The following is a 24,659-nucleotide window of genomic DNA, read 5'->3' on the forward strand; positions in this document are numbered from 1 at the left end:
ATAAACTCATACAGTTTCACATTTGCAGCCCGCGATCACGCGGCCGCTGCGGCGGCTGCGCCCGCTGCGGCCTGTTGTGACCAGCCACTGACAGCCACGGGGATGATCATGGCCAGCCGCACAGCAGTCGTCGGGTCGGCAACTGCCGGCCACCGGGGATCCCCCACAGCAGCCCCTTCAGTCACACCCAAAATCCGCCCGATACTTGAGGAATCCACGCGACAAACTAGATTGTGTGTACGGTATTCCTTATATTCTTCATATTCTTTCCAGATAATCTTCCGGGGAGAACGCGGCCGGGAACTGATTTGCACTGATCGGAACCGGTTGGAACCGATTGCGGGCCTCTCACAGCTGAAGCCCAGCCAGAGTCCGGCCAAGAACCCCAAGATTTAAACGAAAACAAGAATCTAAACAGTCAAAAACATTCAACGTTGCAGGATAGAAAAACTTCTATGGCGAATTCAGACGGCCTCAAGCGCCTTGTAATTGTCGAGTCGGCGACGAAAGCTCGCAAGATTCAGCCGTATCTCGGCGATGATTACATCGTGGAGGCGTCGGTGGGCCACATTCGCGACTTGCCCCGTGGCGCAGCCGACGTTCCGGCTCGTTACAAGAAGGAGCCCTGGGCTCGTCTGGGTGTGAATGTCGACAACGGATTCGCTCCGTTGTATGTCGTCAGCGCTGATAAGAAGAAGAAAGTCGCTGACCTGAAGGCCAAGCTCAAGGAAGTCGACGAACTCTATCTCGCAACTGACCCCGACCGTGAGGGCGAGGCTATTGCCTGGCACTTGCTGGAGGTTCTGAAACCCAAGGTGCCGGTGCGTCGCATGGTGTTCCATGAGATCACCAAGCAGGCCATCCTGGAAGCCGCCGCCAACACCCGTGAGCTGGACCAGAACTTGGTTGACGCCCAGGAGGGTCGCCGTATCCTCGACCGTCTCTACGGCTACGAGGTCTCCCCGGTGCTGTGGAAGAAGGTCATGCCGCGCCTGTCGGCAGGCCGTGTGCAGTCGGTGGCAACGCGCGTCATCGTCGAGCGTGAGCGCGAACGCATGGCGTTTATCTCCGCCGAGTACTGGGATGTCGCCGCAACTTTGGACACCGGCTCGGCTTCTGCTGACGCCAACCAGCCGAAGGAATTCGTCGCAACCCTGACCAGCGTTGATGGTCAGCGCGTAGCGCAGGGCCGAGACTTCGATGACCGTGGCCAGCTGAAGAAGTCCGATGGCATCCGGGTCGTCGATAAGCAGCTCGCCGAAACCCTGGCGGCGGACCTCGTGGGCTCTGAGCTCAAGGTCGCGTCGGTGGAGGAGAAGCCGTACACGCGCCGCCCGTACCCGCCATTTATGACCTCCACGCTGCAGCAGGAGGCGGGTCGAAAGCTGCATTACACCTCTGAGCGCACGATGCGTGTGGCGCAGCGTTTGTACGAAAACGGTCACATTACCTACATGCGTACCGACTCCACGACGCTGTCCAAGGCCGGTATCGATGCCGCGCGTAAGCAAGCGCTGGAGCTCTACGGCTCGGAGTATGTCGCCGATGCGCCGCGCCAGTACTCGCGCAAGGTGAAGAACTCGCAGGAAGCGCACGAGGCAATTCGTCCGGCGGGAGAGACGTTCGCAACGCCGGGGCAGCTGGCGGGATCGCTGGATGCCGAGGAGTTCAAGCTCTACGAACTGATCTGGCAGCGCACGGTCGCCTCGCAGATGGCCGACGCACGCGGCACGTCCATGAAGGTCACCATCGCTGGCGCCACCGACACGCACGCCGTCGAGTTCGCCTCCACTGGACGCACGATTCGCTTCCCGGGCTTCCTCAAGGCATACGTTGAGGTCTCCGCGCTTTCCGACGGCCGCAAGGTCGCCGACAACGCTGAGAAGCGTCTGCCACAGTTGACTGAAGGCCAGGGCCTGACGGCCACGGACTTCAGTGCCGACAGCCACTCCACCAACCCGCCTGCGCGCTTCACCGAGGCCAGCTTGGTGAAGAAGATGGAGGACTTGGGAATTGGGCGTCCGTCGACCTACGCGTCGATTATCAAGACCATTCAGGATCGCGGCTACGTCTACCCTCGCGGCAACGCTCTGGTGCCCTCGTGGGTGGCCTTTGCCGTGGTGGGGCTGATGGAGGAAGCGTTCTCCGATCTGGTCAACTACGACTTCACCTCCGAGCTGGAGGATGAGCTCGACGGCATTGCTGCGGGCAATAAGGATCGCACGACCTGGCTGACCGGTTTCTACTTCGGCGATGACAAGGATCACCGCCACAAGGGAGCCGACGCTATTGCGACCCACGGTGGTCTGAAGAGCATCATCGATGTGAACTTGGAATCGATTGATGCTCGGAAGGTCAATTCGCTCCACCTTTTCGACGATGCCGAGGGCAACCCGATCATCGTTCGCGTTGGCCGCTATGGGCCGTACCTGGAGCGTACGCGCCCGGGGGCCGGTGAAAACGGTGCCGACGAGGTGCAGCGCGCCAACATCCCGGAGGCCATGACTCCGGACGAGCTGGATCTGGCCGCTGCCGAGAAGCTGCTGGCGATGCCGCAGGGCGGACGTGAGCTGGGCATTAACCCGGCCAATGGTCGCATGATTGTTGCTCGTGATGGCCGCTACGGCCCCTACGTCACCGAGCTGGTTACCGATGAAGAGCGCGAAGGTGTCGTAGCCAAGGCTGAGGAGATCATCGCAGCTGAGCGCGCCGAAGAGGACGCTCAGCGCGCTGCCGAGGGCAAGCGAAAGAAGAACTGGGAAACCAAGACCGCTGCCAAGCAGAAGGAAAAGCGCACCGCGGAAATCATCGAGGAAACTCTGAAGCCGAAGACGGCCTCGCTGTTTTCCTCCATGGAGCCGTCGACTGTCACGCTGGAAGAGGCTCTGAAGCTGATGAGCCTGCCGCGCGAGGTCGGTGTCGACCCGGTCGATAACGAGGTTATTACTGCTCAGAATGGCCGTTACGGTCCGTACCTGAAGAAGGGCACGGACTCGCGTTCACTGGCTAACGAAGAGCAGATTTTCACCGTGACATTGGACGAGGCGCGTCGTATCTACGCTGAGCCGAAGCGCCGCGGTCGCGCTGCTGCGAAGCCGCCGCTGAAGCAGCTGGGCGACAACGATGTCTCCGGTCGCCCGATGTCGGTGAAGGATGGCCGATTCGGTCCGTACGTCACCGATGGTGTCACCAATGCTTCGCTGCGCAAGGGGGATACGCCTGAGACTCTGACCGATGCCCGCGCCTGCGAGCTGCTGTCTGAGCGCCGCGCGAAGGAAGCCGCCGATGGTGGCACTAAGAAGGCTGCGAAGAAGTCGACTCGCAAGACCACGAAGAAGGCTGCGAAGAAGACCACCAGGAAGGCAGTCAAGCGCACCACCAAGCGAGTGGTGAAGGCAACGCGTAAGGGCAAGTAGCGCATTGACCGTTAGCCGCGGCAGGGGCGAAATGGGTGCAGAGCACTTAAGCGCCCGGCGCCCCCTGCGGAGCTGGTGCGCCCGGCGCCTCCTGCGGAGTTGGCTTGGGGCCACCGACCCCGGCCAACTCCGCCCGCATCGTCGGCCCGTACGACAGCCGGCGATGCACCTTCTCAAACGGACCCTGCATGCCGCGACGCTCCATCGCCCACGCGGCGAACAATGTCACCAACCAGACGCCCACAGCAATGAGAGTTTGCACGAACGCGCCCATGTCGCGCGGGATGTCCAGCATAAATGGGTACACCAGCACAAAGAAGATGACCGACTGCATCAGGTAGCCTGTCATCGAACGCTTGCCGAGCGCCACAATCGGCACCAGCCAACCAGGTACAGCGGCGCCCTCGTTCAGGCGTCGTTGGAGCGGCTGCAGTGCTAACGCCAGCCCGGCCAGAATTCCCGGGCCGGTGAAGACTCCAGCAAAGCTGTTAATTACCACGAAGGCCATGTGCTGTCCGGCTGGAAGAACACCAATCGCTGCCAACCCCATAGGGATGCCGATACCGAAAGCCACGACCACAGCCACCACGAGCCACCGAATAAGCAGGGGGCGGTGCGCGTCAACGTCGTCAAGCACGCCCTTGCGAGCCCACACGAAGCCAATCATCATCACCGGCAGGTAGAGGAACAGCTGCAGCGGCAGAGTAGTGATGCTCATTGTCAGGGCCTCGAGATTCGCGGCGAGCATATCCAGGTAACTTGTTTCAATCGCACCGCCGTTGACGAGCTCGGTCATGTCGGAACCGTCCAACCCGACGTCGGGCATCGCAATTGTGAAAACCAAAAACAGCAGGCTCAATACCGCATTAACTGTCAGCGCAATCCATGCGAGGATAGTCAGCACTTTGTTGCTAAGCCCCATAAGCAGCCCCAGGATGATGCCGCAGATGCCGTAGAGAAACATGATGTCGCCAAAGAACAGAAACAGCATGTGCGCGATGCCGAACAGCCCCAGGAACGCATAACGCTTTACGACGACCACTCGCGCCCGCGACCGTGGAAAGTTCCTCCTGGCCAAACTGCGGACAATGAGTCCGACACCGAAACCGAGCAGCGTTGCGAACATCGGCAGCCCGCGATTGTGTGCGGTCACAGCGGTAAAAAGCACGGTGGCCTTGTCGGCGATGCTGTCGTTTATGACGCCGCCGAAGAATGCTCCGGGCAGCTCGGGGCTTGCAACCAGCCAGGCAGTGGCAATGTTTGCGATAGCGATGCCGAGAAGAGCGAATCCGCGCGCAGCGTCGGGGACGAGCATGCGAGGTCTGGGGTTGGTGCTAGAGCTGGAGCGGCTGTCAGTCATTCCTCCAACGTAAAGGATTTGCGGGAGGGTACGCAGGTTGGCGGCGGACGGCGATTGTTGCAGGAGCCTTGCGACATATCGAAAAGCGATATAGTATCGAAAATCGATACATCGAATAACGATGTGTTGGGGTTTGGCTGCAGCTCCAAGCGCCCCGCAGAATAATCTCACTAACCGCGCCAATTACGGTGCAGTAAGGAAGTTAGCTATGGTATCTCCACAGACCAAGAAGCCAAATGACCCGTATGTCAATCAAACTAAGGAGCGCCGGGATGTAATCGTGAGCCTTTTTGCCGGAGTGTTTGCACTGGTTTACATTTTGCTCCAGCTCCGCCATCCGGTTCTTCATCAGCAGTTCCCCAGTGATCTGACCCTGCTTTTGCCCGAAGTGCTGGGAAGTGGCAAAGGGGTTCCTATCGAGGTTATGAGTGGTGGAGTCCTCTCCTTGTTTATTGCTGCGACTGTTGTTCGATGCGCTATCGTCGCCGCGATTGCCGTGCTCTGCGTGTTGTTCTCACTCTCGTACCTGAAGGGCGAGTTTTTTACAGTTAAGACTGCGCGACGAGTTATGGCTATCTCCTGGCTGGTAGCGATGTATCCGGCAAGTAGTTTCCTACAGCATATGGGTGAAAACTGGGTCGCAAGTGGCCTGAATCTGAGCGCGTGGTACCAGCGTGATCATGCCGATTTCAATGAGCACCTGGGAATATGGTTTGTGCTTATGATAGTCATCTCCACTCTCGGAGTTATGTTGTTCCGAGCTGCGCGAATGCAGGAAGATCAGGAAGGACTCATTTAAATGGCGAAGGTTGTGTGCCACTTAGATGAGCTGCTTGAAAGCCGCGGAATGACGTTGGCAGCCCTTTCCGAACAGGTCGGGGTCACTCCGGTCAACCTCTCAGTGCTGAAAAACAACAGGGCGAAGGCCGTGCGATTCACGACGCTCACTATGTTGTGCGAAGCTTTGGACTGCCAGCCAGGAGATTTATTCTCGGTGGAGTAAGTGTGTTCGCCGTCTGAGAAGTCTAGGGGTACTGGGCGCCCAACGAGCCCTAAGCTTCGTCGGCAAGCGTCGGGCGCACCGGGCGCGCAAGCTGCGTCATGTGCGTACGGCCGCGCAGCTCCACGGACTTCAGGGTGGTCCAGCGAGCCTGCTCGTCCTCGTTGGCCAGGCGAATGGTGGAAGCTGTGGCGAGCACGCGGCCCGGGGTGTCCTTGGCCAGCTCGGTCAGACGGACAGCCTGGTTAACCGCGTCACCAATAACCGTGTATTCAAAACGGTCGCGGGCACCGATGTGGCCGGCAACGACGTGCCCGGCGGAGACGCCGATACCCGCGGTGAGCTGGAGGTCGAGCAGTTCCTCGCGCAGTTCACGGGCGGCTGTGAGGGCGTGCCCAGCAGTGTCATCGAGGGGCAGGGGAGCGCCGAAGACAGCCAGAGCCGCGTCACCCTGGAACTTGTTGATAATGCCCTTATTGCGGTGCACACAGTCAACAACGTGGTCGAAGAAGGCATTGAGCTCACGGACAACGACTTCTGGCGAGTTCTTCTCCGCGAAGTTGGTCGAACCAATCACGTCCACAAACAGCACCGCGACGAGGCGATTCTCGCCGCCCAAAGTCGGCTTTTCTTCCAGAGCCTTACGGGCGACCTCAGACCCGACATAGCGGCCGAAGAGGTCACGGACCCGCTGACGCTCCTGCAGGCCACGCATCATTTCATTGAAACCCGCCTGGAGAACGCCCATCTCGGAGCCGTCGTAAATAGGCACGCGCGTATCCACCTGGCCCTGGCGGACCTTGTTAATCGCACCCGTGAGATCACGAATCGGGTCGACGATGGACATAGTGGCCAACATCGTGCCGAAATAGCCGGTAATCAGAGCCAGAATTGCCAGCGCGGTGATGGTGGGCAGCAAATCTGCCGCGTCATCTGTGAATAGACCACGGCGCTGACCTATCAGCACAAGCAGGATTGCTACCACTGGAACACCGCTGGTCAACACCCACGTCTGGCGCAGGCGGTGGCCAATCGGTGGCTCCAGCGAAGAATCCGGGGCCCTACGCGCCAGCGCCTCCACAGCAACCGGACGCACCATGCGCTCCGCAATTAGATAGGTCAACAGTGCCACCATGGCGCCACCGAGCACCGAGGTGAGCAGCACCATCAGGCCAATCTTGCTGTCATAGGCGAACGCGACTCCACTGAAGACAATCACGCCCAGAGACCAGATGACGGTACCCAAGAGTGCCTGATAGACAGGCACGCGCATGACCAGATAGCGCACCCGCCGCGGATCGTGCAGCTCTGGATGACGCTGCCATTTCAACAGCGGCTTGAACAGGATCCAAGTAGTGCCGATTCCCGCAATAATTGCCAGAACCAGGTAACCAGCCAGGGCATAGATGACCCCATTAGCCAACCGCGGCAGGTGAGTTTCTTGGTTCAGTGGCAACAGCATGCCGAGGAACAAGCCGACAATCATGGCTCCGACAAGGTTGCAGACGAAGATAAATGAGGCATAAGCAGGCCACATTGTCCCGCTTAGCCATTTCAGATTTCGCCAGAGCCGTTGCATGATTACTACCTTAGTGGCAACCCCGGATTGCAGGGAGTAGTTACCTCACAAGAGTCTCGTGGGGCGCGCTAGAGTTGTGGCCATGACAGAGCCGATGACAGAGCGCAGCGTGTTTTCTCGTATGCCCGAAACCGGTGGGGTTCGCCAGCGGCTGCAGGCTGCTGTGCGCGCTGCGCATTATCGCTTTGCCAACGGTCAACCGCTGGCAGGCGATGGGGTGGAGGTTTCGCCGGAAGGTGGGGACGCGGGGTCGTCGTTAAGCGATGTGCCACGCGACTCGGACATGACGCACGCCTGGCTGTTCACGGGACCTGCGGGGTCGGGGCGGTCGGTGACGGCGACGGCGTTTGCGGCGGCGCTGCTGTGCACGCGGCATGACAACCCCGGATGCGGCGAGTGCGAGGGCTGCCGGACGGCGCTGGCGGGAACACATGGCGATATCAAGATTGTGCGCCCGGAGGGCACCATCATTTCCGTGGCGACGGTGAGGGACGAGCTGCGGCCCTGGGCCTACAAGATGCCCACAACGGCGGATTGTCGCGTGCTAATCATCGAAGACGCCGACCGCCTCAACGAATCCGCCTCAAATGCGCTGCTCAAGGTGGTGGAAGAACCGCCGCTGCGCACCGTCATCATCATGTGCGCACCAACGACGAACGCGGAGGATTTCTCCGTTACGCTCCGTTCGCGCTGCCGCCACGTCTATGTGCCGACGCCGCATATCGACGACGTCACAAACCTCCTGCGCGCCGAGCGGCCAGAGCTTACCGACGAGCAAGCGGTCTGGGCCGCGACGGTGTCCAACGGTCACATTGGGCGTGCGCGTGGCTTTGTCTCCGATGAGGGCTCGCGTGCCTGGCGGGGCAAGGCCCTGGATTTCGTAGAGGCCGTGTTCGACCCGGCGAAGTCGTATTTGGCGGCGCGAGAGTTAGCCAACGAAGTGGCTGGCGAGGTGAAGCGGCGGATGGAGCCACTAGAGGCTGAGGAGCTGGAGAACCTCGAGCGCTCACTGGGCGTAGGTGCGTCCGGCAAGGGTGCGCAGGCGGCACTGCGCGGCTCTAAGGGGGTTATCAAGGAGCTGGAGGAAAATCAGAAGCGGCGGCGCAGGCGCGCGGAGTCAGATCTGATCGACCTGTCGTTGACCGACATTATGGGGCTTTACCGTGACGCCCTGGTGCTGGCGTTTGGGGCGGAACGTGGTGGTGAGACTGCTTCGGGGGATTCGGGCTTTGGTGCTGGTTCTGAGTTTGGCGATGGCGCGGTCTACCTCATAAATCCAGACCGTCGTCGGACAGCCACGGAGCTAGCCCGACGCCTTCCGCCGGAGGCGATATTGGCCTCCATCGATGCTGTCACCGAGGTGCGCGGCATGCTCGTGACTGCAGTGAAGTTGACGGTCTTGATGGATGAATTGATGGCTAAATTGCAGATCGCGGGGCAGGTTGGTCGTAGGTAAGCCGGTAGCCGCGCCTAATGCAGCGGACTGCAGGCCCCATTTTGGTAGCGATGGGGGCAGTACAGTAGTATTACCGCTTGTACATTTTGTGCAGGGTTATTTCTGCTTGCTTGAAAGCTCGGCGCAATGTGCGTGCCGCCTTAGCTCAGTCGGTAGAGCGTCTCACTCGTAATGAGAAGGTCGCGAGTTCGATTCTCGCAGGCGGCTCGGTTTGAAACGGGATCCTTTAAAAAGGGTCCCGTTTTTTATTTTTTGGATCGGTCAAACATGAGGAGAGCGAATCCAGCGGCAACCCAGACGATGAGAACCCACCACGCTGCCCCAGCACCGTTGCCATCGAAAAATGACAGTGACCTGACTAGGTAGCCAGTCGCCCCAATGGGCATCCACTGGCCAAGGGTGGACCAACCGGCCGGAAGCAGCCAGGGGCCGGTGGACAGTCCAGAGAGCGGGTTCGCCAAGAAAATCGTCAAAATGGCGCCGATGCCCACACCGGGAGTGCCAATAATGGCCGCAAGCCCGGCGGTAAGCATTGAGGTAGCCAGGATTCCCAGAGAAATAGCCAGCCATTCCATGCCGAAGCTGCCCGAAAGCGTGCCGTAGACAGAGTGGAGCATCCACGTTGCCACGAGGGCTCCGAAGACTGCGATGCCAGCGAGGACACCCAATTTCGTCCACTTCTTACCTCGGAAGAGGAAGGTGGCTATAACTGCCGAGATGATACCGCCGAAAGCCAGCGGCAAGCCGAGGAGCGCGACACCGGAAGCTTGTGGGTCATCCTGTGTGGTTGGAGCCAAATCCTCCCGCTCTACAGGGATGTTTTGAGACTCGAGGGTCGTCGCAATGCCGTCGATAAGCTGCGAGTAAGGTGCGCCGTTGCCTGAAGCGGTGTAGGCGGTAGCGCCCGTCGGGGAGATGACGATGCCGCCAACAGTTTCGCGATTGAGGATTGACTCGCGTACGGCGTCAGGGGTGTCCATCACCTGGATATCAGGAGCATCGTCGCCAGCTTTGTGTTCGATGGCTTGGGTGATTTGTTCGGATATTGGGGCGGGGGCAGTCAGCGCAATGGGGACATCGTTCGGGCCGGAGGCAAATGTCGGTGCCAGGAACGCGAAGAGCATGAGCCCGATGACGAGCGGAATACCGAAGATCACGGCTACTGCTTTGGGGGCGGGTGAGGCTTTTTTCGTCTCAGTCGTAGCTGTTGACATGGCCTATCTCCTAACTGGAGCAGAGTGTTTCACTTACAAAGTGGAGCATAGTGTTCCGTTTGTTAGGATGCGAGTGTGAGACAAGATGCAGTGATGAACAGTGATGCCATCGTGGAAGCAGCGCGAAAACTCTTGATAGAGCAAGGAGCCGGTGTATCCATGCGTGCGATTGCCAGGGAGGCCGGTGTCGGTTTAGCTACGGCAAGCAGGCACTTTCCCAGCAGGATTGAGCTTCTCGGCGCAGTCAGTGCTCGTGTTGCAGCTGATATCGACAGGGTTACTGAGGCAGCCGTAGCTCAGTTTGACGACGATCCGGACGGCGCTTGGCACGAAGCAGTCCACGCGATCGCGAAATTAAGTGTTGCGGCACTTGCCCAGGCATTATTCAGCGATCTCAATACCAGTTTGGGGAGCGAGGCGAAAAAGATTGATGGCATTATCGAAAAGCGAATGACGGAGTTGCGTCAGAGCTATACGCGACTGCTGGATAAGGCAAAAGCAGCTGGGCTATGCCCGGAGGACGTTGCACCGCTTGATTTCCACCTTGGGCTCGCTGTGGTGTCGCGTCCCCTTCCTAACTCTGCAGCGGTCGAGCAGTACTTTCCCGGTGTGCAAGAAAAGCTTGTGGACTTAATGCTTACGGGTTTGGCAGCACAGGCGAAGGGGAATCACTAAACCCCTCGGTGATAAGTCCTGAAAAATCCTGCACACGTCCCGACGTGCGGTGATTCCCCGAAACGAAGGGGGAGGAAATCTCGGAGCCGGCGACTCTCAATCGAGTGTTTGCTACTGTTACTCAGCACATAGCAGGTACGCGGAAACTAGGAGAACGCACTATGCGGCAGCCCGGACACCAGGGACTAGCAGTGCAGCGATCAGCAAGACGACTAGCTGTGGCTTTGGTGGCTGCGGCAATTTTGCCAGCCGGTCTTGTAGCTTGCACCATCGACACGGAGGCTTCCAAAGCAGGAAGCGCTCAGCAAGCTGCGTCGACAGAAACGCAAACGTCGTTGGCAGCTGAAGAAGAGGCTATGCAGATGCCGAACCCCACTCCGCCGAATGAGGAGTCTGCAATGTCTGATTCTGCTAACCCCGACGCAGTCGCTTCTGGCGATGCACAACAACAGCAAGCTAATCGCGCTACTTCGCGTGCCGACGGCTCCAGCGCTGTAGCCGGCAAGGTCATCTACCTCGACCCGGGACACGCCGGCACCCCACCACCAGCGGACATGATGGTCACTGACGGCCGCGGTGGCCAGAAGCCATGTAATACCTCCGGTACCGCTTCCAATGACGGCTTCCCGGAGCATGAGTTCAATTGGCTGATGGCGCAGGAAATTAAGCAGCTGCTCGAACAGCGCGGTGCTCAGGTGCTGCTCAGCCGCGTCGATGACACCGGTCGTGCAGATTGCATCGATGCCCGTGCAGAGAAGGAAAATGCCTCCAACGCCGATGCCGTGGTGAGCCTTCACGCAGATGGTGCTGGAGAGGGCAACCGCGGATTCCATGTGTCTGCGATTTCGCAGCCGCTCGCCAATAATGACGAGCAGGGATCTACCGCGCTGGCAACCGCGCTGCGCGATGCTTTTGTCGCAGCCGGTTTTGCTCCATCCAACTACCTCGGTAGCCAGGGGCTGAATCCGCGCGCTGACCTCACCGGACTCAACCTATCGACGAAACCAAAGGCACTGGTCGAATACGGCAACATGCGTGATAGCAGCGACATTGCCCTCTTGACCTCCAACGAAGGCCGTCAGCGCTTGGCAGAGGCCACTGTGGCTGGGTTGGAAGGTTTCTTGGCGCAGTAGCCAACCTGCGCATCCAGGCCGTAGCTACCTCACACCAGTCACCGCCACAGCAGCCAACCGGCCAACACGCTAACTAGCCGGGTTTGCCTTAGCTTTCGGTGTCATCGCGTCGTAAGGCTCCATCATGGGGATATCCAGCATGGTGCTGGGGACACCGAAGGCGTCGACAAGCACCTCAGACCAGGGGCCAAGGGAATCAACAAGATCGGCCAAGCCCGCCCGCGCGCCCTTGGTGCGAGTACCGGTGAGCAGTGACTGCTCCAAGAACCAGCCGGCGTTATCGCAGACCACCGACAGGAAGAACACATCGCGAACCTGCTCGAGCACCTCTTGAGAGCGCTCATCTGTGAGTGTGGATTCAGCTTCAAAGAACGCTTCCAAAATCATGCGATCGATATGCGCCCACGCGCAGGAAATCATGTGGTCCTGGACCTTGTCCACCAGCTTCGCGGCCTTTTCCACAGGCAGTTTCCGCGCCGGGCGCAGCCTGCGAGCAAGGGACTTGAGAAGTCGATTCTCGCGCTCGATGAGCAATTGCATCTGGCTGGCGGGGTCAAAGAGCGAGGACTCATCAGCGTCAGTCAGCGCATCCAAGAGGTTCTGAACGACGGCGTCCGCACCGGTGCGACGGCGCAAAATGCCACTGAAATTGTCGAGGCCGAAGCGCACCATTTCCAGGTTGGAAAAACTCTGTACCTCCCGGGCAAAACCACCCAAAAGTTCCTTGGTGACCAGCTGCAACATCACCACGTTGTCGCCCTCAAAGGTAGTGAATACGTCAGAGTCCTCTTTGAGAATGGTCAACAGGTTCTCCGCCATGTAGCCAGCTCCACCGGTGGCCTCACGCATCTCCTGGATGGCATCGGTGGCATGCGCGGTGTTGGCGACCTTCAATGCGGCGGCATGTGCCTCCGCTTCACGTAGATCGCGAGCCTGCTCCGGGGTTAGATTCGCACGGTCCAGCCCTTCCGCTTCGAGGTCGTGAATCCGCTTGATCAGCAGGTTGGTGGCAAATTGCAGACCGTACGAACGCGCAATGCGGGGGAGTAGTCGGATTCGGTGCTGGCGGTGCTCAATGAGTTTCTTTTCCGGCAGCGAATCGTCGGGAGCAAATTGGCGCCGCAAGTGTGCGTACTTGGTGCCGATGGTCAGTGCGGTGCGGGTTGCCGCACCAGCGGCCGCACCGACTGTCACGCGGCCGCGCACGAGGGCACCGAGCATCGTGAAAAACCGTGCATTGGGGCTGCCAATATCGCTGCTGTACTCGCCAGCGGCCGAGACATCTGCGAAACGGTTAAGCAGGTTCTCCCGCGGCACGCGGTAATGGTCGAACATGAGAGTGCCGTTGTCCACGCCCAAGAGGCCACCTTTGGTGCCGTGGTCGCCAATCGCAACCCCGTCGACAGGCGAACCGTCATCATTGCGGATCCGGGCAACAATGCAGTGCACACCATGGGATTCTTCTTGTCCTGGTGTGTAGAGCTGGCAAAAAACCGCAGCCCAGCGCCCATCGCGCGCGGCGTTGCCCAAAAACCATTTCTCAGAGGAAGCTGTCGGCGAATTGAGGATGAATTCTTCCGTCTCGGGGTCGTAATGTGCCGTGGTTTCGAGTGATTGCACGTCCGAGCCGTGGCCGCGTTCGGTCATCGCAAAGCAGCCGAGAGCCCGCAGCTCAATGAGGTCACGCACCAACTCGCTGTGACGCTCAGTCCCCAGATTGCTGACAGCGCCGCCGAAAAGGCCCCACTGCACTCCGGACTTCACCATCAACGACAAGTCGGTGTGGCCGAGCATTTCAATCCCGGAGAGTGTCCCGCCGGTATCTCCTGTGCCTCCCTGGTCAGTGCGGAAAGCACCATAGGGCATGCCGGTCTTAAGCACCTTGGACAACGCCTCGGTGGTGTGCTGCCTGGCCTCCTCCACGGTCAGCCCAGAGGTGGGCCGCAGGGTGGGGTCTTCTAAAAGGGCGCGGACATCCGCGCGCGCCTCGGGGAAATAGCCGTCCAGGACCTTTTGCAGTGCGCGTGCCACTTCCGGTTCCGGACGGGAGGGGAGTGTCTTCGGAGCGTCGGTCGAGCGCCGGCGGGGGATTCGCGTGGAGCTGGAAGAATTCTGTGCCATAACCCAACGTTAATGGGATATCTGGGGCTTGTCAGTCGCTTTCGACTGAGAAACTCATGAGGAAATCGGGACCGAGGAAAGAGAAAGCGGGTTATCGGGAGAAAAAGAAGGTGGAAACGCAAAAGCCGTCGTCAAGCAAATGCTGCGTTGTGCAATGCTTGACGACGGCTTGCGTAATCAGACCCTCGGTGGGGCAGATCCCTTAGCTGTGGGAACTAGACGCGCGACTTAACTTCGTCGAGGTTAGTTTCCGGGTGCTCGATCAGGTCTCGGTCTTCGAGACCCTTCGGCAGCAGGAACAGGGCAATCAGTGCCGGGATAGCCATGGCCATCAGGTAGACGGAGATGTAGAACGGGTTGCCGGTGGCGTCCATGATCATCTGGGCAATCATCGGAGCGAATGCGCCACCGAGGACGGCGCCGATGGCGTAAGCGATGGAAGCGCCCGAGTAGCGGACCTCAGCCGGGAACATCTCGGAGTACATGGCTGGCTGCGGGCCGAAGGTCAGGGCCAGTGGCAGGGTGAGAACTGCGACGGTCATGATGTACAGGAACGGACCCTGGTCCAGGATGCTCCACATGACGGCCTCCCAAATCATAATCACGACGTAGCCGATGATGAAGGTCTTAGCGCGGCCGATGCGGTCGGACCAAGCACCGGCGATGAACATGAAGATGGTCCAGCAAATACCAGCGACGAGAGTACCGGTCCATGCGACGGTTGCGGGGTAGCCCAGTGTCTTCTGTGCGTAAGCGCCGAAGAATGCGATCACGAGGTAACCGGTAGCCTGCTGAGCAGCGAAGATCAGAGCACCCTGGATGACCTTGCCCCAGTGGTTGCGGAAGAGCTCCGGCAGCGGAGCGGAACGCTCGGCAGACTCAGTCTGCATAGCCTGGAAGACCGGGGACTCGTCAACGGAACGGCGAATCATGTAACCGATCAGAACCAAGATGAAGGACAGCAGGAACGGCACACGCCAGCCCCAGTCCATGTAGGCTTCCTCGCCGACGATTGCCATAACAATCAGCATGGTGCCGGTCGCGAGGGTCAGACCCAGCGGAACACCGGCCTGCGGGAATGCGCCGTAGAGACCGCGCTTTTCCTTCGGTGCGTACTCCACGGACATCAGGGCTGCACCGCCCCATTCACCGCCAGCGGAAATACCCTGGAAAACACGGAGGAGAACCAGCAGGATAGGTGCGGCGATGCCGATTGATTCATAGGTCGGTAGCAGGCCGATGCAGAAAGTAGCCGCACCCATGCCGATGAGGGTGAAGACCAGAATCATCTTGCGGCCGTAACGGTCACCGATATGGCCAGCGACGATCGCGCCAAGCGGGCGGAAGAGGAAGGAAATACCCAGGGTTGCCCAAGCGAGGACCTGGGCCACCTGTGGATTCGACTGTGCAGCAGGCTCGATGAAGTGCGGAGCAAGCACGATAGCTGCGGCCTGAGCGTAAATCAGGAAGTCATAAAACTCGATGGTCGTACCCACGAGAGTTCCCGTGAGCACCTGACGGCGCTGCTTGGGATCATTCGCGATGATCGAAGTAGTCATAAAAAAACAAGACTTTCTTTACATACCCGTCCGCACGGCCATCGAGGACCTTGGTGATCTCAGCGGTCGCGCAGAAATCGCCCCAGGTTTTTCTCAGCCAGCGTTTGGGGAATGGACAGATTGTTTGACGGTGTCGAATTCTTACACAGCCAGACCGGTAGCGACCAGCGTTTGAACTTCAGCGAGCGGTGACAAAAAGTGAACAACGGGGGTAATGGGGGTCGGTGAATGGCGGTAGATTTCCTTTGTTTGTGACCGATTTATTTATACGCATGCCTGAAAAAGGCGGATTCGGGGGTGTGCAAAGGGGGTGGGTTGGGCACTACTTAACGACGGGTTGTTTCTGGATCGATTTGCGCGACCTGGCGGCCGTCTATGTGCGAGATTGTCTTAAATAGGGGAAATCTGCGTTTTATGGCTGTTCGACTACCCCCACATTGAACTAATTTGTAATTATATATTCAGAAGTTGTGTGAATGGTGTGGCAAAAGTGGCTCAAGATACAGAAGAAGTAACGGAACAATAACGATGTAGTGTCGAAAAGGGCACTGCCCCCGGATGGGGCAGGGAAACAAGGTTGGCAACAAGTCACCCCGAGACGGGGGTGTGGGCCCCAGGTTTCAGGGGCATTTTGGGGCGGTGGTAGCGCCAAGCGCCGAAACCACCCCGACACATCTTTTGTGGTTAGCCCCCGTAACTCAATTTCCACCATTGCGCGTAAGGCGCTGGGGACCGTCGTAAAGTAAACGACATGTCTTCTCACGCAGGAACTAACGGCAATGAAAATGAGGTACCTCACGGCAGGGCCAAATCCAATAAGGGCACGCCGCTGTGGTTGCTTGCCGCAATTGCAGTTTTCGCCGTCGCGTGGGGTGGCAACGAATTCACGCCGCTGATGGTGATGTACCGCGAAAATGCCGACCTGGCGCCGGTGTTTATTGACCTTCTATTGCTGGTCTACGCCCTCGGTATCGCGCCGGCACTGCTGATTTCCGGCCCAATCTCGGACCGTATCGGCCGTAAGCCGGTGATGCTCGCCGCGCCGGTTCTCTCGATTCTGGGGTCGACTCTTATTGCGTTGGGCGAGACTACCGCCCCGCTTATTCTCACTGGTCGCTTTATCTCTGGCTTGGCAGTCGGCATTGTCATGGCCGTGGGCGGCTCGTGGGTAAAAGAGCTCTCTGATCCGCGCTTTGACCCCAAGGCCAAGTCAACCTCGGGTGCGAAGCGTCAGTCCATGGCGCTGACCTTGGGCTTTGGTCTGGGTGCGGGAATTGCCGGCACGCTGGCGCAGTTCGCACCGCTGCCGGGGCAGCTGGCTTATATCATCCACATCCTGATTTCTATCCCGACAATCTTCGGTCTGTTGGCCGTGCCGGAGACCCGCCAGTCGCCGCACCTGGGCGGCAGTAATGCTCCGCGCGAGACCCTCTGGGAGTCTCTACGTACCCCATCGGTAACTAACCGTCGCTTCCTGCTCGTCGCCGCGATGGGAGCGCCGTGGGTCTTCGGTGCAGCCGGTGTTGCCTACGCAATCATTCCGTCTCTGCTTCAGGACCACGTCTCCCAGCCAGTGTTCTACTCCGCGATGGTCACACTGTTTGCGCTGCTCTGCGGTTTTGGTATTCAGCAGATTGGTCCCCGCTTTGTGACCGAGCACAACGCCCGCGGTTCGCTAATCGCAATTGGCATTGTGGTTATCGGTATGGGCTTGGCGGCCTGGATGTCCACCAACCCCACCGCAGTGACGGCGTTCATTGCAGCGCTGGTGTTGGGTGCCGGCTACGGTCTGTCCATGTTTACCGGCCTCAACGAGGTACAGCGCATCGCTGGCCCGCGCGATATGGCTGGTCTGACCGGTATCTTCTACTGTCTGACCTACATCGGCTTCGCATTCCCGGCAATTCTGACCAAGCTCTCCGAGTCCATCTCCTGGATGACCTACCCGGTCATGCTCGGTGGCGGTATGGTCATCGCCATCTTGATGGGCTTGGTTATTTTCTTCAATTCCACTGTCAACCTGCCACAGCGCGCTGAGTAATCTCGCATTCCTCGGAAGACTAATCAACCCCGTCAATGTGAGGTTGGCACACGTATAAGCGGTTTTCCTTACTAAGCGCCTATAGTTCTTCCTATGGAGAAGCACAAGAACGAATCACCGGCCACCGCGATGACAGAATCGTCGGCAAGCGCGAAACCGCGCGCGCTGGTGACGGGCGGTGCGGGATTTATCGGTTCGACGCTGGTTGACCGGTTGCTGGCCGAAGGATACGCGGTCACGGCGCTGGACGATCTCTCCCACGGAAAGCTGGAAAACCTCCAGCAGGCATCGCTTAACGACGACTTTGAGTTCATAACCGCCGATGTGCTGGAGGTGGACTGGGACGAGCTGCTCGAGCAAAGCGGCCCGGAGGTTATTTTCCACCTCGCAGCGCAGATTGATGTTCGGATTTCCGTGGCCGACCCGGTGCGAGATGCGACGCTGAACATCATTGGCACAATCAAACTTGCCGATGCGGCCCGAAAGCACGGTGTCCGCAAGGTTGTGTTTACATCTTCGGGCGGTTCCATCTACGGCACGCCGGAGGAGCTTCCGGTGACGGAAAACGTGCCGGTCAATCCGATGAGCCCCTATGCCGCCTCAAAGGCAACGGGCGAACTGTACTTGAATATGTTCCGCAATCTTTACGGGCTCGAATGCTCGCACATCGCGCCGGCGAATGTGTACGGCCCGCGGCAGGATCCGCACGGCGAGGCCGGTGTGGTTGCTATTTTCGCCCAGCGACTGCTGGCGGGAGAGCCAACCAAGGTATTCGGTGACGGAGGAAATACCCGCGACTATGTCTATGTCGACGATGTGGTGGATGCTTTCTACCGCGCATCCGGCGAGGTCGGTGGTGGAATGCGCTTTAATATTGGCACCGGCGTAGAAACCTCGGATCGGCAGCTGCACTCGTTGGTGGCGCAGGCTGCGGATGCCGAGGATAATCCAGAGTTTGCACCGCCGCGCACTGGTGATGTGGCGCGGTCGGCGTTGGATCCCACGCGGGCGCGTGAGGTACTCGGCTGGGAGCCAGCTATGAGTATTCAGGAAGGTGTTGCTCGTACTGTGGAGTACTTCCGGAATCAGGGCTAGCGCAGCTTACGCGGGCGGCTTCGCGCAGTCGTCCGCGTAGGTTAGCCGTGAGTCAGCCAGGTTACTTGCCAGCTTCCTCCGCGCGCTTGGCGTGGATGAGAGCCAGCTCGATATTGTCCTCGAACACGTCGAGAGGCTGTGCGCCCGAGACGAACTGAGTACCAACGAGGAAGCCCGGAGTACCGGAAATGCCCAGCATGGAACCGAACTGGGTGGCATTCTCGACCGCCTCGGTCCACTTGCCGTCCTTAAGCTCCTTTTCAAAGCGCTTCATGTCCGGCACACCGGCCTCACGAGCGACGGCAATCAGTTCCTTTTCAGTGAACTCCGGGTGGCCCTGGCCCTTTTCGCCGGCCTTCTTAAACAGCGCACGGGAGAACTCCCAGAACTTGCCCTGAGCTGCCGCGGCACGGCCGGCCTCAGCGTCCTTGATGGCCTTCTCACCATTGATGGCCATATCGTTCCACTCCAGGCGGACCAGTCCCTCATTGACGTACTTTTCCACGAGGGCAGACTCGGTTTCGTTTGCGAACTTCGCGCAGAACGGGCATTCGAAGTCCGAGTAGATTGAGATTACGACCGGCGCATCCACTGCACCGAGAGCAAAAGGATCATTTTCATTGCGGCGGTGGACATTGTCCATATCCTCCGGGGACTTTAGCTGCGCTCCCGCCTTTGGGCCGTAGATGCTGGCGTCGAAAGAGCCATTCGGGCCAGGTACAGGCGCAATTTCCCCCTTGCCTGGTGCAACGCCCGCCATGTTGACGGTGCTCACGCCGTTGAAGTTAGCCGAACGCGAGCCAGCGAAGAAGCCCGCTGCGCCGACAACGATCAATGCGACGACAGCTAGCGCCCATGCGGCGTTCGGAATCGAGTACCACGACTTGGTTTTTCCATCACTGTCGGCAGACCAGGACTCCAAGTCCTGCTCAGTGGGTACCGGCTGAGAAGCCTGCTGGGGTTCCTGCAGTGTCTCCTGACGTGCTTCATCGGCCGATGGCTGCTGCGAATCGCCGCTATGGTCAGCGGCGATGTTGTCCTTATTTTCTTCGCTCATGGCTTCTATGGAACCACAGCCTCAGATTCACATGCGCTTAGCGTGCCGACTAGTCGGACGGAGCGTTGTTCTCGACGTTTGTCGCGCTGTCTTTTTGGCTGCTGCTCTGGCTGCCCGAAATCACAATTTCTTCTTCCGGACGCACAGCGGTCTTCAAGGCCACTGCACGAGCCAGTCGTGCGTAGCGTAGCTCCTGTTCGCGGAAGCGAATGTAGGACGACACCGTGGTAAACACGAACGCCAACACCAGTACGTAGAGCAGCAAATCGGTGCCCCGGGTCACACCAATCCAGTTGGCCACCACGGTCAGATCGTCGGGACGCACGATTGCCCACAGACACGCGATGACGAAAACGACGAATCCCAGTTTCACGCCCGCCTTGGCGCGCGCTTTACGACGGTTAGCGACGAAGTAAGCGACCAGGCCCACCATCGCCAGCAGCAAAATAATTTGAACGATGGATGCGGTCATGGCAGCCTCTTCGAAATCAGGGAGTCGGCAAGGATATTGACACCGTTGAACAAGGATTGCCCTTTGGACATGGAGTATTCCGTGTAGAGGATATCCACCGGCTGCTCAGCGGTACGCCAACCTCTGTTGTCCATGACCTCGACAAATTCGGAGGCATGGCTCATACCGTTCATGCGCAGGTTCAGTTGCTCTGCCACCGTGCGGTTGAAGGCGCGCAGGCCGTTGTGGGCGTCGGTAAGACCGAGCCGGCGCGTGCGTGGTGACAACATGACCACCGTCTTGAGGACAATTCGCTTAATCAGCGGCACCTGGTCATCTTCGGCGCGAGGGCGGCCGAAACGGGTCCCCACAATGATGTCGATTGGTTCGCTGCGCAGTCGCTGCACCATGGCGACTACGTCCTTGACCTGGTGCTGGCCATCGGCGTCGAAGGTGACAAAGTACTTCGAGCCAGCCTGCGCGCGAGCGTATTCCACGCCGGTCTGGATAGCCGCCCCTTGACCCAAATTGACAGGGTGGTTGACCAGGTGAGCGCCAGCCCTGTGGATCTCCAGGCTGGAGTTATCCGAAGAGCCGTCGTTGACCGCGACAATGTTGGGGAAGGTCTCGCGAGCGTGCTCGAGAACCTCACGAATAACCTGGCCCTCGTTGTAGCACGGCACAATCAGCCAGGTGTCCGAGAAATCCATGTTGTCAGTCATCGCTCCGAAGCCTACCGCACAAACAATCGTCGATACGCGCGTGACATGAGCTGAGTTGGCAAAAGTCGGAAAAGTGTCCGCACCGCCAAGTTAAACACCGCCCGCGGCCTGGAAATCAGCCCCTCAGCTACCAGCGTGCGCTGGAGCTGACGTTCACCGCGGATGATGCCGCGCGAGGTTCGCCGCTCGAACATGCCGTCGGCGCGGAAGTACACCAGCGGCTCGGGCAGATTCTTAAACTTCGCGCCAGCGGCCATGAGGCGCACCCAGAGGTCGTAGTCCTCCATCAGACGGATGTCGCGATACCCGCCGACCTCACGCACCTTCGCCGTGCGCAGCATCGAGGAGGGGTTATTTACAGGCGAATTGATCTTGATATAACGCGCAATTTCGGCGTGCGTCTGCGGCAGAGTCCGCACGCGCACCACATTGTTCGGCGTGCCCTCGAACTCCGCCATTGCACTGCCCAATACATCCAACTCCGGGTCAGCGGTCAGCGTGTCCCACTGCTTTTCAAATCGGTCCGCACGCGCAATATCGTCCGCATCCAGCCGCGCCACCCATGGGGTCTCCACCAGCTGAAGACCCGCCTGCGAAGCCACTCCCGAGCCGCCATTTTCCGCACAACGCAGCACGGTCATCTCCGAATGCGCCTGCTCATGCTTGACGACGACCCGGTCGAGTTCCTGCCCAATCGGGCCATCGATGACCACAATGACGTGCGCGGCCGGACGCGTCTGGTTCCACAGCGACTGCAGCGCAGTATCGAGCTGGTCGGGGACGACGCGGTGGTAGACGGTCATGAGAACCGTGAGGTCAGTGATGGTGGACATGTGAGTCTCGAACCTTGGGAGTTGCAGGGAGATATGGACGGTGCTTTTTGGGACGGCATCGGATGCGGGTGGTGTTATTCCACCGCAAAAGCCTCCGATACGGCTGACCTGGCAGCACGTGGGGAAAGTGTGCGCAGCGCAAGCAGGTGAATGGCAACACCTACTGCAGAGCCTACGGCGATAGCGGCGACCGTGCGTACCGACAGGTGCCCAGGGAGGAAAAGAATGGCAACGGCGATCGTGGTCGCAGCCAACCAACCGATCAGATACATATGGTGCTTCTCCACTGCCAAGGTGACCGAGCCGGTAATCATCAACATGGCGGTCAACGTCGCACCGAGCGTCAGCGCCGCGAGCACCGGCCCGGACACGTGATAGCTATCGTCCAGGATGAGAGTCATGATCCACGGGCCGATGAGCCATGCCAGGCCCGCCCCGAAGGTGCCGAAAGCAGCCAGCGCCCCCAACGGCTTGGCCAGCGCTGCCAGCACGCCCTCGGAGCGATGCCGGACAAAGCTCACAATGATGGCGTTTTGGAACTTCTCCAAGGGCATGAGCAGCGGAGCGCGGGTCAGCGTTACGGCGTAGGCGATTCCCGCAATGGTCACTGCTGCGGTGAAGTTGTTGGCATGCGGCGGGGTAAGTGACTCGGCTATCCCGGCGCCAGTGGTGACCGCTTCGCCGGCAATCTTGACGATTGTCGGAAAACCTGTGACCAGCACAGCAGATGCGCCAGATGCGCCCATGGCCGTGACCATGAGAGTGATGAAGCGGCGCACCGGGACGTCGGCACGCGCGAACATGACCGAGCGGGTTGCCGAGGAAAACAGCGCGAGAATAAGCCAACTGACTGTCCCGAACACCGTAATAATCAGCCAGGCCAGCAGACCCCAGCCGAAGTACCAGGCGACGAGTGCCAGTGCTACGCGCACGAGAATGTCGATCATGATTAGGGCGGCGTAGGGGCCCCACAGCTGGCGGCCGCTGAGCAGACCCGAGGTGGTGGCCTGCATCGAGTACAGAGCAAGGCCAGAGGCCATGAGCAGAATTGCAGTGCCGGCGTCATCCTGCACGACCAGTGGGGCCCACAGCGGACCCGTCACTGCCATGGTGATGAAAGTAACTGCGGCGACGCCCAGCGAAACCGTGATGGGACGAGCGCCGAGAGTTTGACCCGTTTCGGTAGCTGTCTGCTCCTGTTCCTGCTCCGGCTTCTGCTCTGGGGTCTGTTCACGGGGCCGCTCCCGCTTCCGCTCCCGCGATTCCGCAGCACCGATTGCGCGCGTGGTCTCCTGCATCAGCCCGCCGAGAACACCCGTGAGCGCGAAGAAAAGCCCCCAGAACGCCACGAACTGCAGGTTTACCGCATTGGGAAGTGCGCGGGCCGAGATAATCAGCACCGCGAAGCTGCCTATCGCCGCGACAATCGTGGCCAGCGACAACCATTTGAAACCGGACATTGACGTGCCTCTAGCTCTCTAGTCCTTGGCCTTCGAGTAGCCGAGCTTTTCAAACTGAGCGGCCAGTTCCTCATCCACGATTGGAGCACCATTATCGTCGATGCCCTGGTCAGCAGGGGAGCGCGTCGGATCAGTGGGGAAGTCCGGCAAGGAGCTGCGTGACAGCCAGGAGTCAAAGATGACATCCAGGTGCGAGGTGGTGATGCCACGCTCGCGGCATACACGGTTGGCCAGTGCGCGGAAGTCCACTGCATCGACCACACTGTGGCGGTTGGTGGTGGTCCACTTGTGCACCAGGTCGAAGAACACCTCGTCGCCCAGCAGCAGACGCAGAGCGTGCACAGTCAGCGCGCCGCGCTTGTACAGACGGTCGTCGAACATCAGCTTTGGCCCTGGGTTGGCGATGACGATGTCCTGCTCTTCCTCAAGCAGATCCAGGTAGTGCTTGCGGGCGTGCACATCCGCGCTGGCACCACCGCTGACCTCGGACCACACCCACTCGGAGTAGCAGGCAAACCCTTCGTTGAGCCAGATATCGCGCCACTGCGAAATGCCGACACTGTTGCCAAACCACTGGTGCGATAACTCGTGGGCAATCAGTCGATTCCACGTGTCCTTGCCGTCGGCGTGGTTGGCTCCGAAGATGGACAGACCCTGTGCCTCGATGGGGATCTCCAGGTCGTCTTCACAAATGACCACCTGGTAGGCACGGAAGGGGTAAGGGCCAAAGAGCTTGGCGAATTCATCGAGCATGCGTCCCTGGTCGCGGAAGTCGTGGCGGGCATTTGCCACCAACTCAGAGGGCACCCAGGCCACTACGGTCGAGGTCTGGCACGGCAGCTCGACCTTCTTAAACTGGCCGACATTGATGGTGGCCAAGTAGGAGGCCATGGGCTCCTCGGTGACAAACCGCCAGCGGCGGCGCGATCCGCCCACGTTCACCGGAGCGTCGGCAAGCCCTGGTGCGACGACCTCGTAGGGAGCGTCGGTGACCATCGTGAACTCGTAAAATGCCTTGACCTCGGGATCGTCATCGCAGGGGTACCACGACGCCGCGCCCACCGGCTGCGATGCCACGAGTGCACCGTTTTCGAGTTCCTCCCAGCCAATTTCGCCCCACTTCGAGCGCACCGGACGTGGCGTGCCCGAGTAAGTCACAATCAGCCGCAGCGTCTCGTCGGGAGCCAACTCGCGGTCAAAGGTGACGCGCAGCTTGCGTCCCGAATGGCGCCAGCGCTTTACATCGATTGAGTGTGCCTGCGAATCGGAAATCGCATCCACCGAATCGACCCCCAGCGCATCCGCAAAGTCGAGCGTGATGTGTGAGGTCCAAGCATTGATTTCGATATGCAGAGTCGCCGTCGCCTTCAGACGATTCGGCCCGACCCGATAATCGAGGTCCAGCTCGTATTTGTTCACCCGGAAACCCAGGTTGAACGCAATACCGGTATAAGGATTAGTGAAATCAGCGCTACTCACGGCTGTTA

The 24,659-nt window shown here is 59.4% G+C and carries 20 protein-coding genes and 1 tRNA gene; 9 read left to right on the forward strand and 12 right to left on the reverse strand.

Annotation, left to right across the window (positions count from 1 at the left end; translation table 11 throughout):
- Positions 1-35: 35 nt before the first annotated feature.
- A complete protein-coding gene (locus HMPREF2681_RS11120) occupies positions 36-185 on the reverse strand; it encodes a hypothetical protein (protein WP_168162081.1) in 150 nt (49 codons plus the stop codon).
- A 270-nt stretch (positions 186-455) separates the two neighbouring features.
- On the opposite strand from HMPREF2681_RS11120, the gene topA reads away from it, so the two are divergent.
- Positions 456-3,416 carry a type I DNA topoisomerase gene (gene topA / locus HMPREF2681_RS05410; protein WP_070546343.1) on the forward strand — a complete coding sequence of 987 codons (2,961 nt, stop codon included), beginning with the start codon at positions 456-458 and terminating at the stop codon, positions 3,414-3,416.
- Between the two features lie 46 nt (positions 3,417-3,462).
- On the opposite strand, the gene HMPREF2681_RS05415 is transcribed toward topA, so the two are convergent.
- Positions 3,463-4,776, reverse strand: coding sequence for a DUF418 domain-containing protein (locus HMPREF2681_RS05415; protein WP_371259422.1), 1,314 nt, complete (start codon positions 4,774-4,776; stop codon positions 3,463-3,465).
- A gap of 208 nt (positions 4,777-4,984) precedes the next feature.
- On the opposite strand from HMPREF2681_RS05415, the gene HMPREF2681_RS05420 reads away from it, so the two are divergent.
- Positions 4,985-5,575 carry a hypothetical protein gene (locus HMPREF2681_RS05420; protein WP_016421941.1) on the forward strand — a complete coding sequence of 197 codons (591 nt, stop codon included), beginning with the start codon at positions 4,985-4,987 and terminating at the stop codon, positions 5,573-5,575.
- A complete protein-coding gene (locus HMPREF2681_RS05425; RefSeq protein WP_005511351.1) occupies positions 5,576-5,779 on the forward strand; it encodes a helix-turn-helix domain-containing protein in 204 nt (67 codons plus the stop codon). It abuts the gene before it with no gap.
- A gap of 49 nt (positions 5,780-5,828) precedes the next feature.
- Here the strand turns inward: HMPREF2681_RS05425 and HMPREF2681_RS05430 are convergent, their stop codons facing one another.
- Positions 5,829-7,355 (reverse strand): adenylate/guanylate cyclase domain-containing protein, encoded by a 1,527-nt coding sequence (locus tag HMPREF2681_RS05430; RefSeq protein ID WP_070546347.1) that lies wholly within the window; start codon positions 7,353-7,355, stop codon positions 5,829-5,831.
- Between the two features lie 82 nt (positions 7,356-7,437).
- On the opposite strand from HMPREF2681_RS05430, the gene HMPREF2681_RS05435 reads away from it, so the two are divergent.
- Positions 7,438-8,811, forward strand: coding sequence for a DNA polymerase III subunit delta' (locus HMPREF2681_RS05435; RefSeq protein WP_070546349.1), 1,374 nt, complete (start codon positions 7,438-7,440; stop codon positions 8,809-8,811).
- A 134-nt stretch (positions 8,812-8,945) separates the two neighbouring features.
- Positions 8,946-9,018: transfer RNA gene (locus tag HMPREF2681_RS05440), tRNA-Thr, on the forward strand.
- Between the two features lie 38 nt (positions 9,019-9,056).
- Here HMPREF2681_RS05440 and HMPREF2681_RS05445 read toward each other — a convergent pair.
- A complete protein-coding gene (locus tag HMPREF2681_RS05445; protein ID WP_016421944.1) occupies positions 9,057-10,025 on the reverse strand; it encodes an ABC transporter permease in 969 nt (322 codons plus the stop codon).
- A gap of 75 nt (positions 10,026-10,100) precedes the next feature.
- Here HMPREF2681_RS05445 and HMPREF2681_RS05450 point away from each other — a divergent pair, with 75 nt between their 5' ends.
- Together HMPREF2681_RS05450 and HMPREF2681_RS05455 are read left to right on the forward strand one after the other, a co-directional pair.
- Positions 10,101-10,700, forward strand: coding sequence for a TetR/AcrR family transcriptional regulator (locus HMPREF2681_RS05450; protein WP_048732292.1), 600 nt, complete (start codon positions 10,101-10,103; stop codon positions 10,698-10,700).
- Positions 10,701-10,861: 161 nt separating this feature from the next.
- Positions 10,862-11,833, forward strand: a complete 972-nt coding sequence (locus HMPREF2681_RS05455) for an N-acetylmuramoyl-L-alanine amidase (protein ID WP_016421946.1) — start codon at positions 10,862-10,864, stop codon at positions 11,831-11,833.
- A 69-nt stretch (positions 11,834-11,902) separates the two neighbouring features.
- Here the strand turns inward: HMPREF2681_RS05455 and HMPREF2681_RS05460 are convergent, their stop codons facing one another.
- Together HMPREF2681_RS05460 and HMPREF2681_RS05465 are read right to left on the reverse strand one after the other, a co-directional pair.
- Positions 11,903-13,954 (reverse strand): acyl-CoA dehydrogenase family protein, encoded by a 2,052-nt coding sequence (locus tag HMPREF2681_RS05460; RefSeq protein WP_016421947.1) that lies wholly within the window; start codon positions 13,952-13,954, stop codon positions 11,903-11,905.
- A gap of 215 nt (positions 13,955-14,169) precedes the next feature.
- Complete coding sequence (locus HMPREF2681_RS05465) at positions 14,170-15,513, reverse strand: MFS transporter (RefSeq protein ID WP_016421948.1); 1,344 nt, start codon at positions 15,511-15,513, stop codon at positions 14,170-14,172.
- Positions 15,514-16,264: 751 nt separating this feature from the next.
- Between HMPREF2681_RS05465 and HMPREF2681_RS05470 the strand changes: the two genes are divergently transcribed.
- Positions 16,265-17,554: an MFS transporter gene (locus HMPREF2681_RS05470; RefSeq protein ID WP_016421949.1), complete on the forward strand. Its 1,290-nt coding sequence runs from the start codon at positions 16,265-16,267 to the stop codon at positions 17,552-17,554.
- Between the two features lie 129 nt (positions 17,555-17,683).
- Entirely contained in the window at positions 17,684-18,649 is a 966-nt protein-coding gene (locus HMPREF2681_RS05475) for a GDP-mannose 4,6-dehydratase (RefSeq protein WP_038629306.1), read from the forward strand.
- A 61-nt stretch (positions 18,650-18,710) separates the two neighbouring features.
- Here the strand turns inward: HMPREF2681_RS05475 and HMPREF2681_RS05480 are convergent, their stop codons facing one another.
- The 6 genes from HMPREF2681_RS05480 to HMPREF2681_RS05505 form a co-directional block, all read right to left on the reverse strand.
- Positions 18,711-19,706, reverse strand: coding sequence for a DsbA family protein (locus tag HMPREF2681_RS05480; RefSeq protein ID WP_016421951.1), 996 nt, complete (start codon positions 19,704-19,706; stop codon positions 18,711-18,713).
- Between the two features lie 49 nt (positions 19,707-19,755).
- Positions 19,756-20,178 (reverse strand): DUF2304 domain-containing protein, encoded by a 423-nt coding sequence (locus tag HMPREF2681_RS05485; protein ID WP_016421952.1) that lies wholly within the window; start codon positions 20,176-20,178, stop codon positions 19,756-19,758.
- Positions 20,175-20,867 (reverse strand): glycosyltransferase family 2 protein, encoded by a 693-nt coding sequence (locus tag HMPREF2681_RS05490; protein ID WP_016421953.1) that lies wholly within the window; start codon positions 20,865-20,867, stop codon positions 20,175-20,177. Before HMPREF2681_RS05490 ends, HMPREF2681_RS05485 begins: the two co-directional genes overlap by 4 nt.
- Before the next feature lie 23 nt (positions 20,868-20,890).
- Positions 20,891-21,712, reverse strand: coding sequence for a glycosyltransferase (locus tag HMPREF2681_RS05495; protein ID WP_016421954.1), 822 nt, complete (start codon positions 21,710-21,712; stop codon positions 20,891-20,893).
- A 74-nt stretch (positions 21,713-21,786) separates the two neighbouring features.
- Complete coding sequence (locus HMPREF2681_RS05500; RefSeq protein WP_070546351.1) at positions 21,787-23,172, reverse strand: polysaccharide biosynthesis protein; 1,386 nt, start codon at positions 23,170-23,172, stop codon at positions 21,787-21,789.
- Between the two features lie 18 nt (positions 23,173-23,190).
- The gene (locus HMPREF2681_RS05505; RefSeq protein WP_070546353.1) at positions 23,191-24,651 is read right to left on the reverse strand and encodes a M1 family metallopeptidase; all 1,461 of its coding nucleotides are present in this window, start codon (positions 24,649-24,651) and stop codon (positions 23,191-23,193) included.
- Positions 24,652-24,659 lie beyond the last annotated feature (8 nt).

Origin of the sequence: Corynebacterium sp. HMSC064H12 (assembly GCF_001809925.1) — a bacterium.
Taxonomy (GTDB): domain Bacteria; phylum Actinomycetota; class Actinomycetes; order Mycobacteriales; family Mycobacteriaceae; genus Corynebacterium; species Corynebacterium jeikeium_D.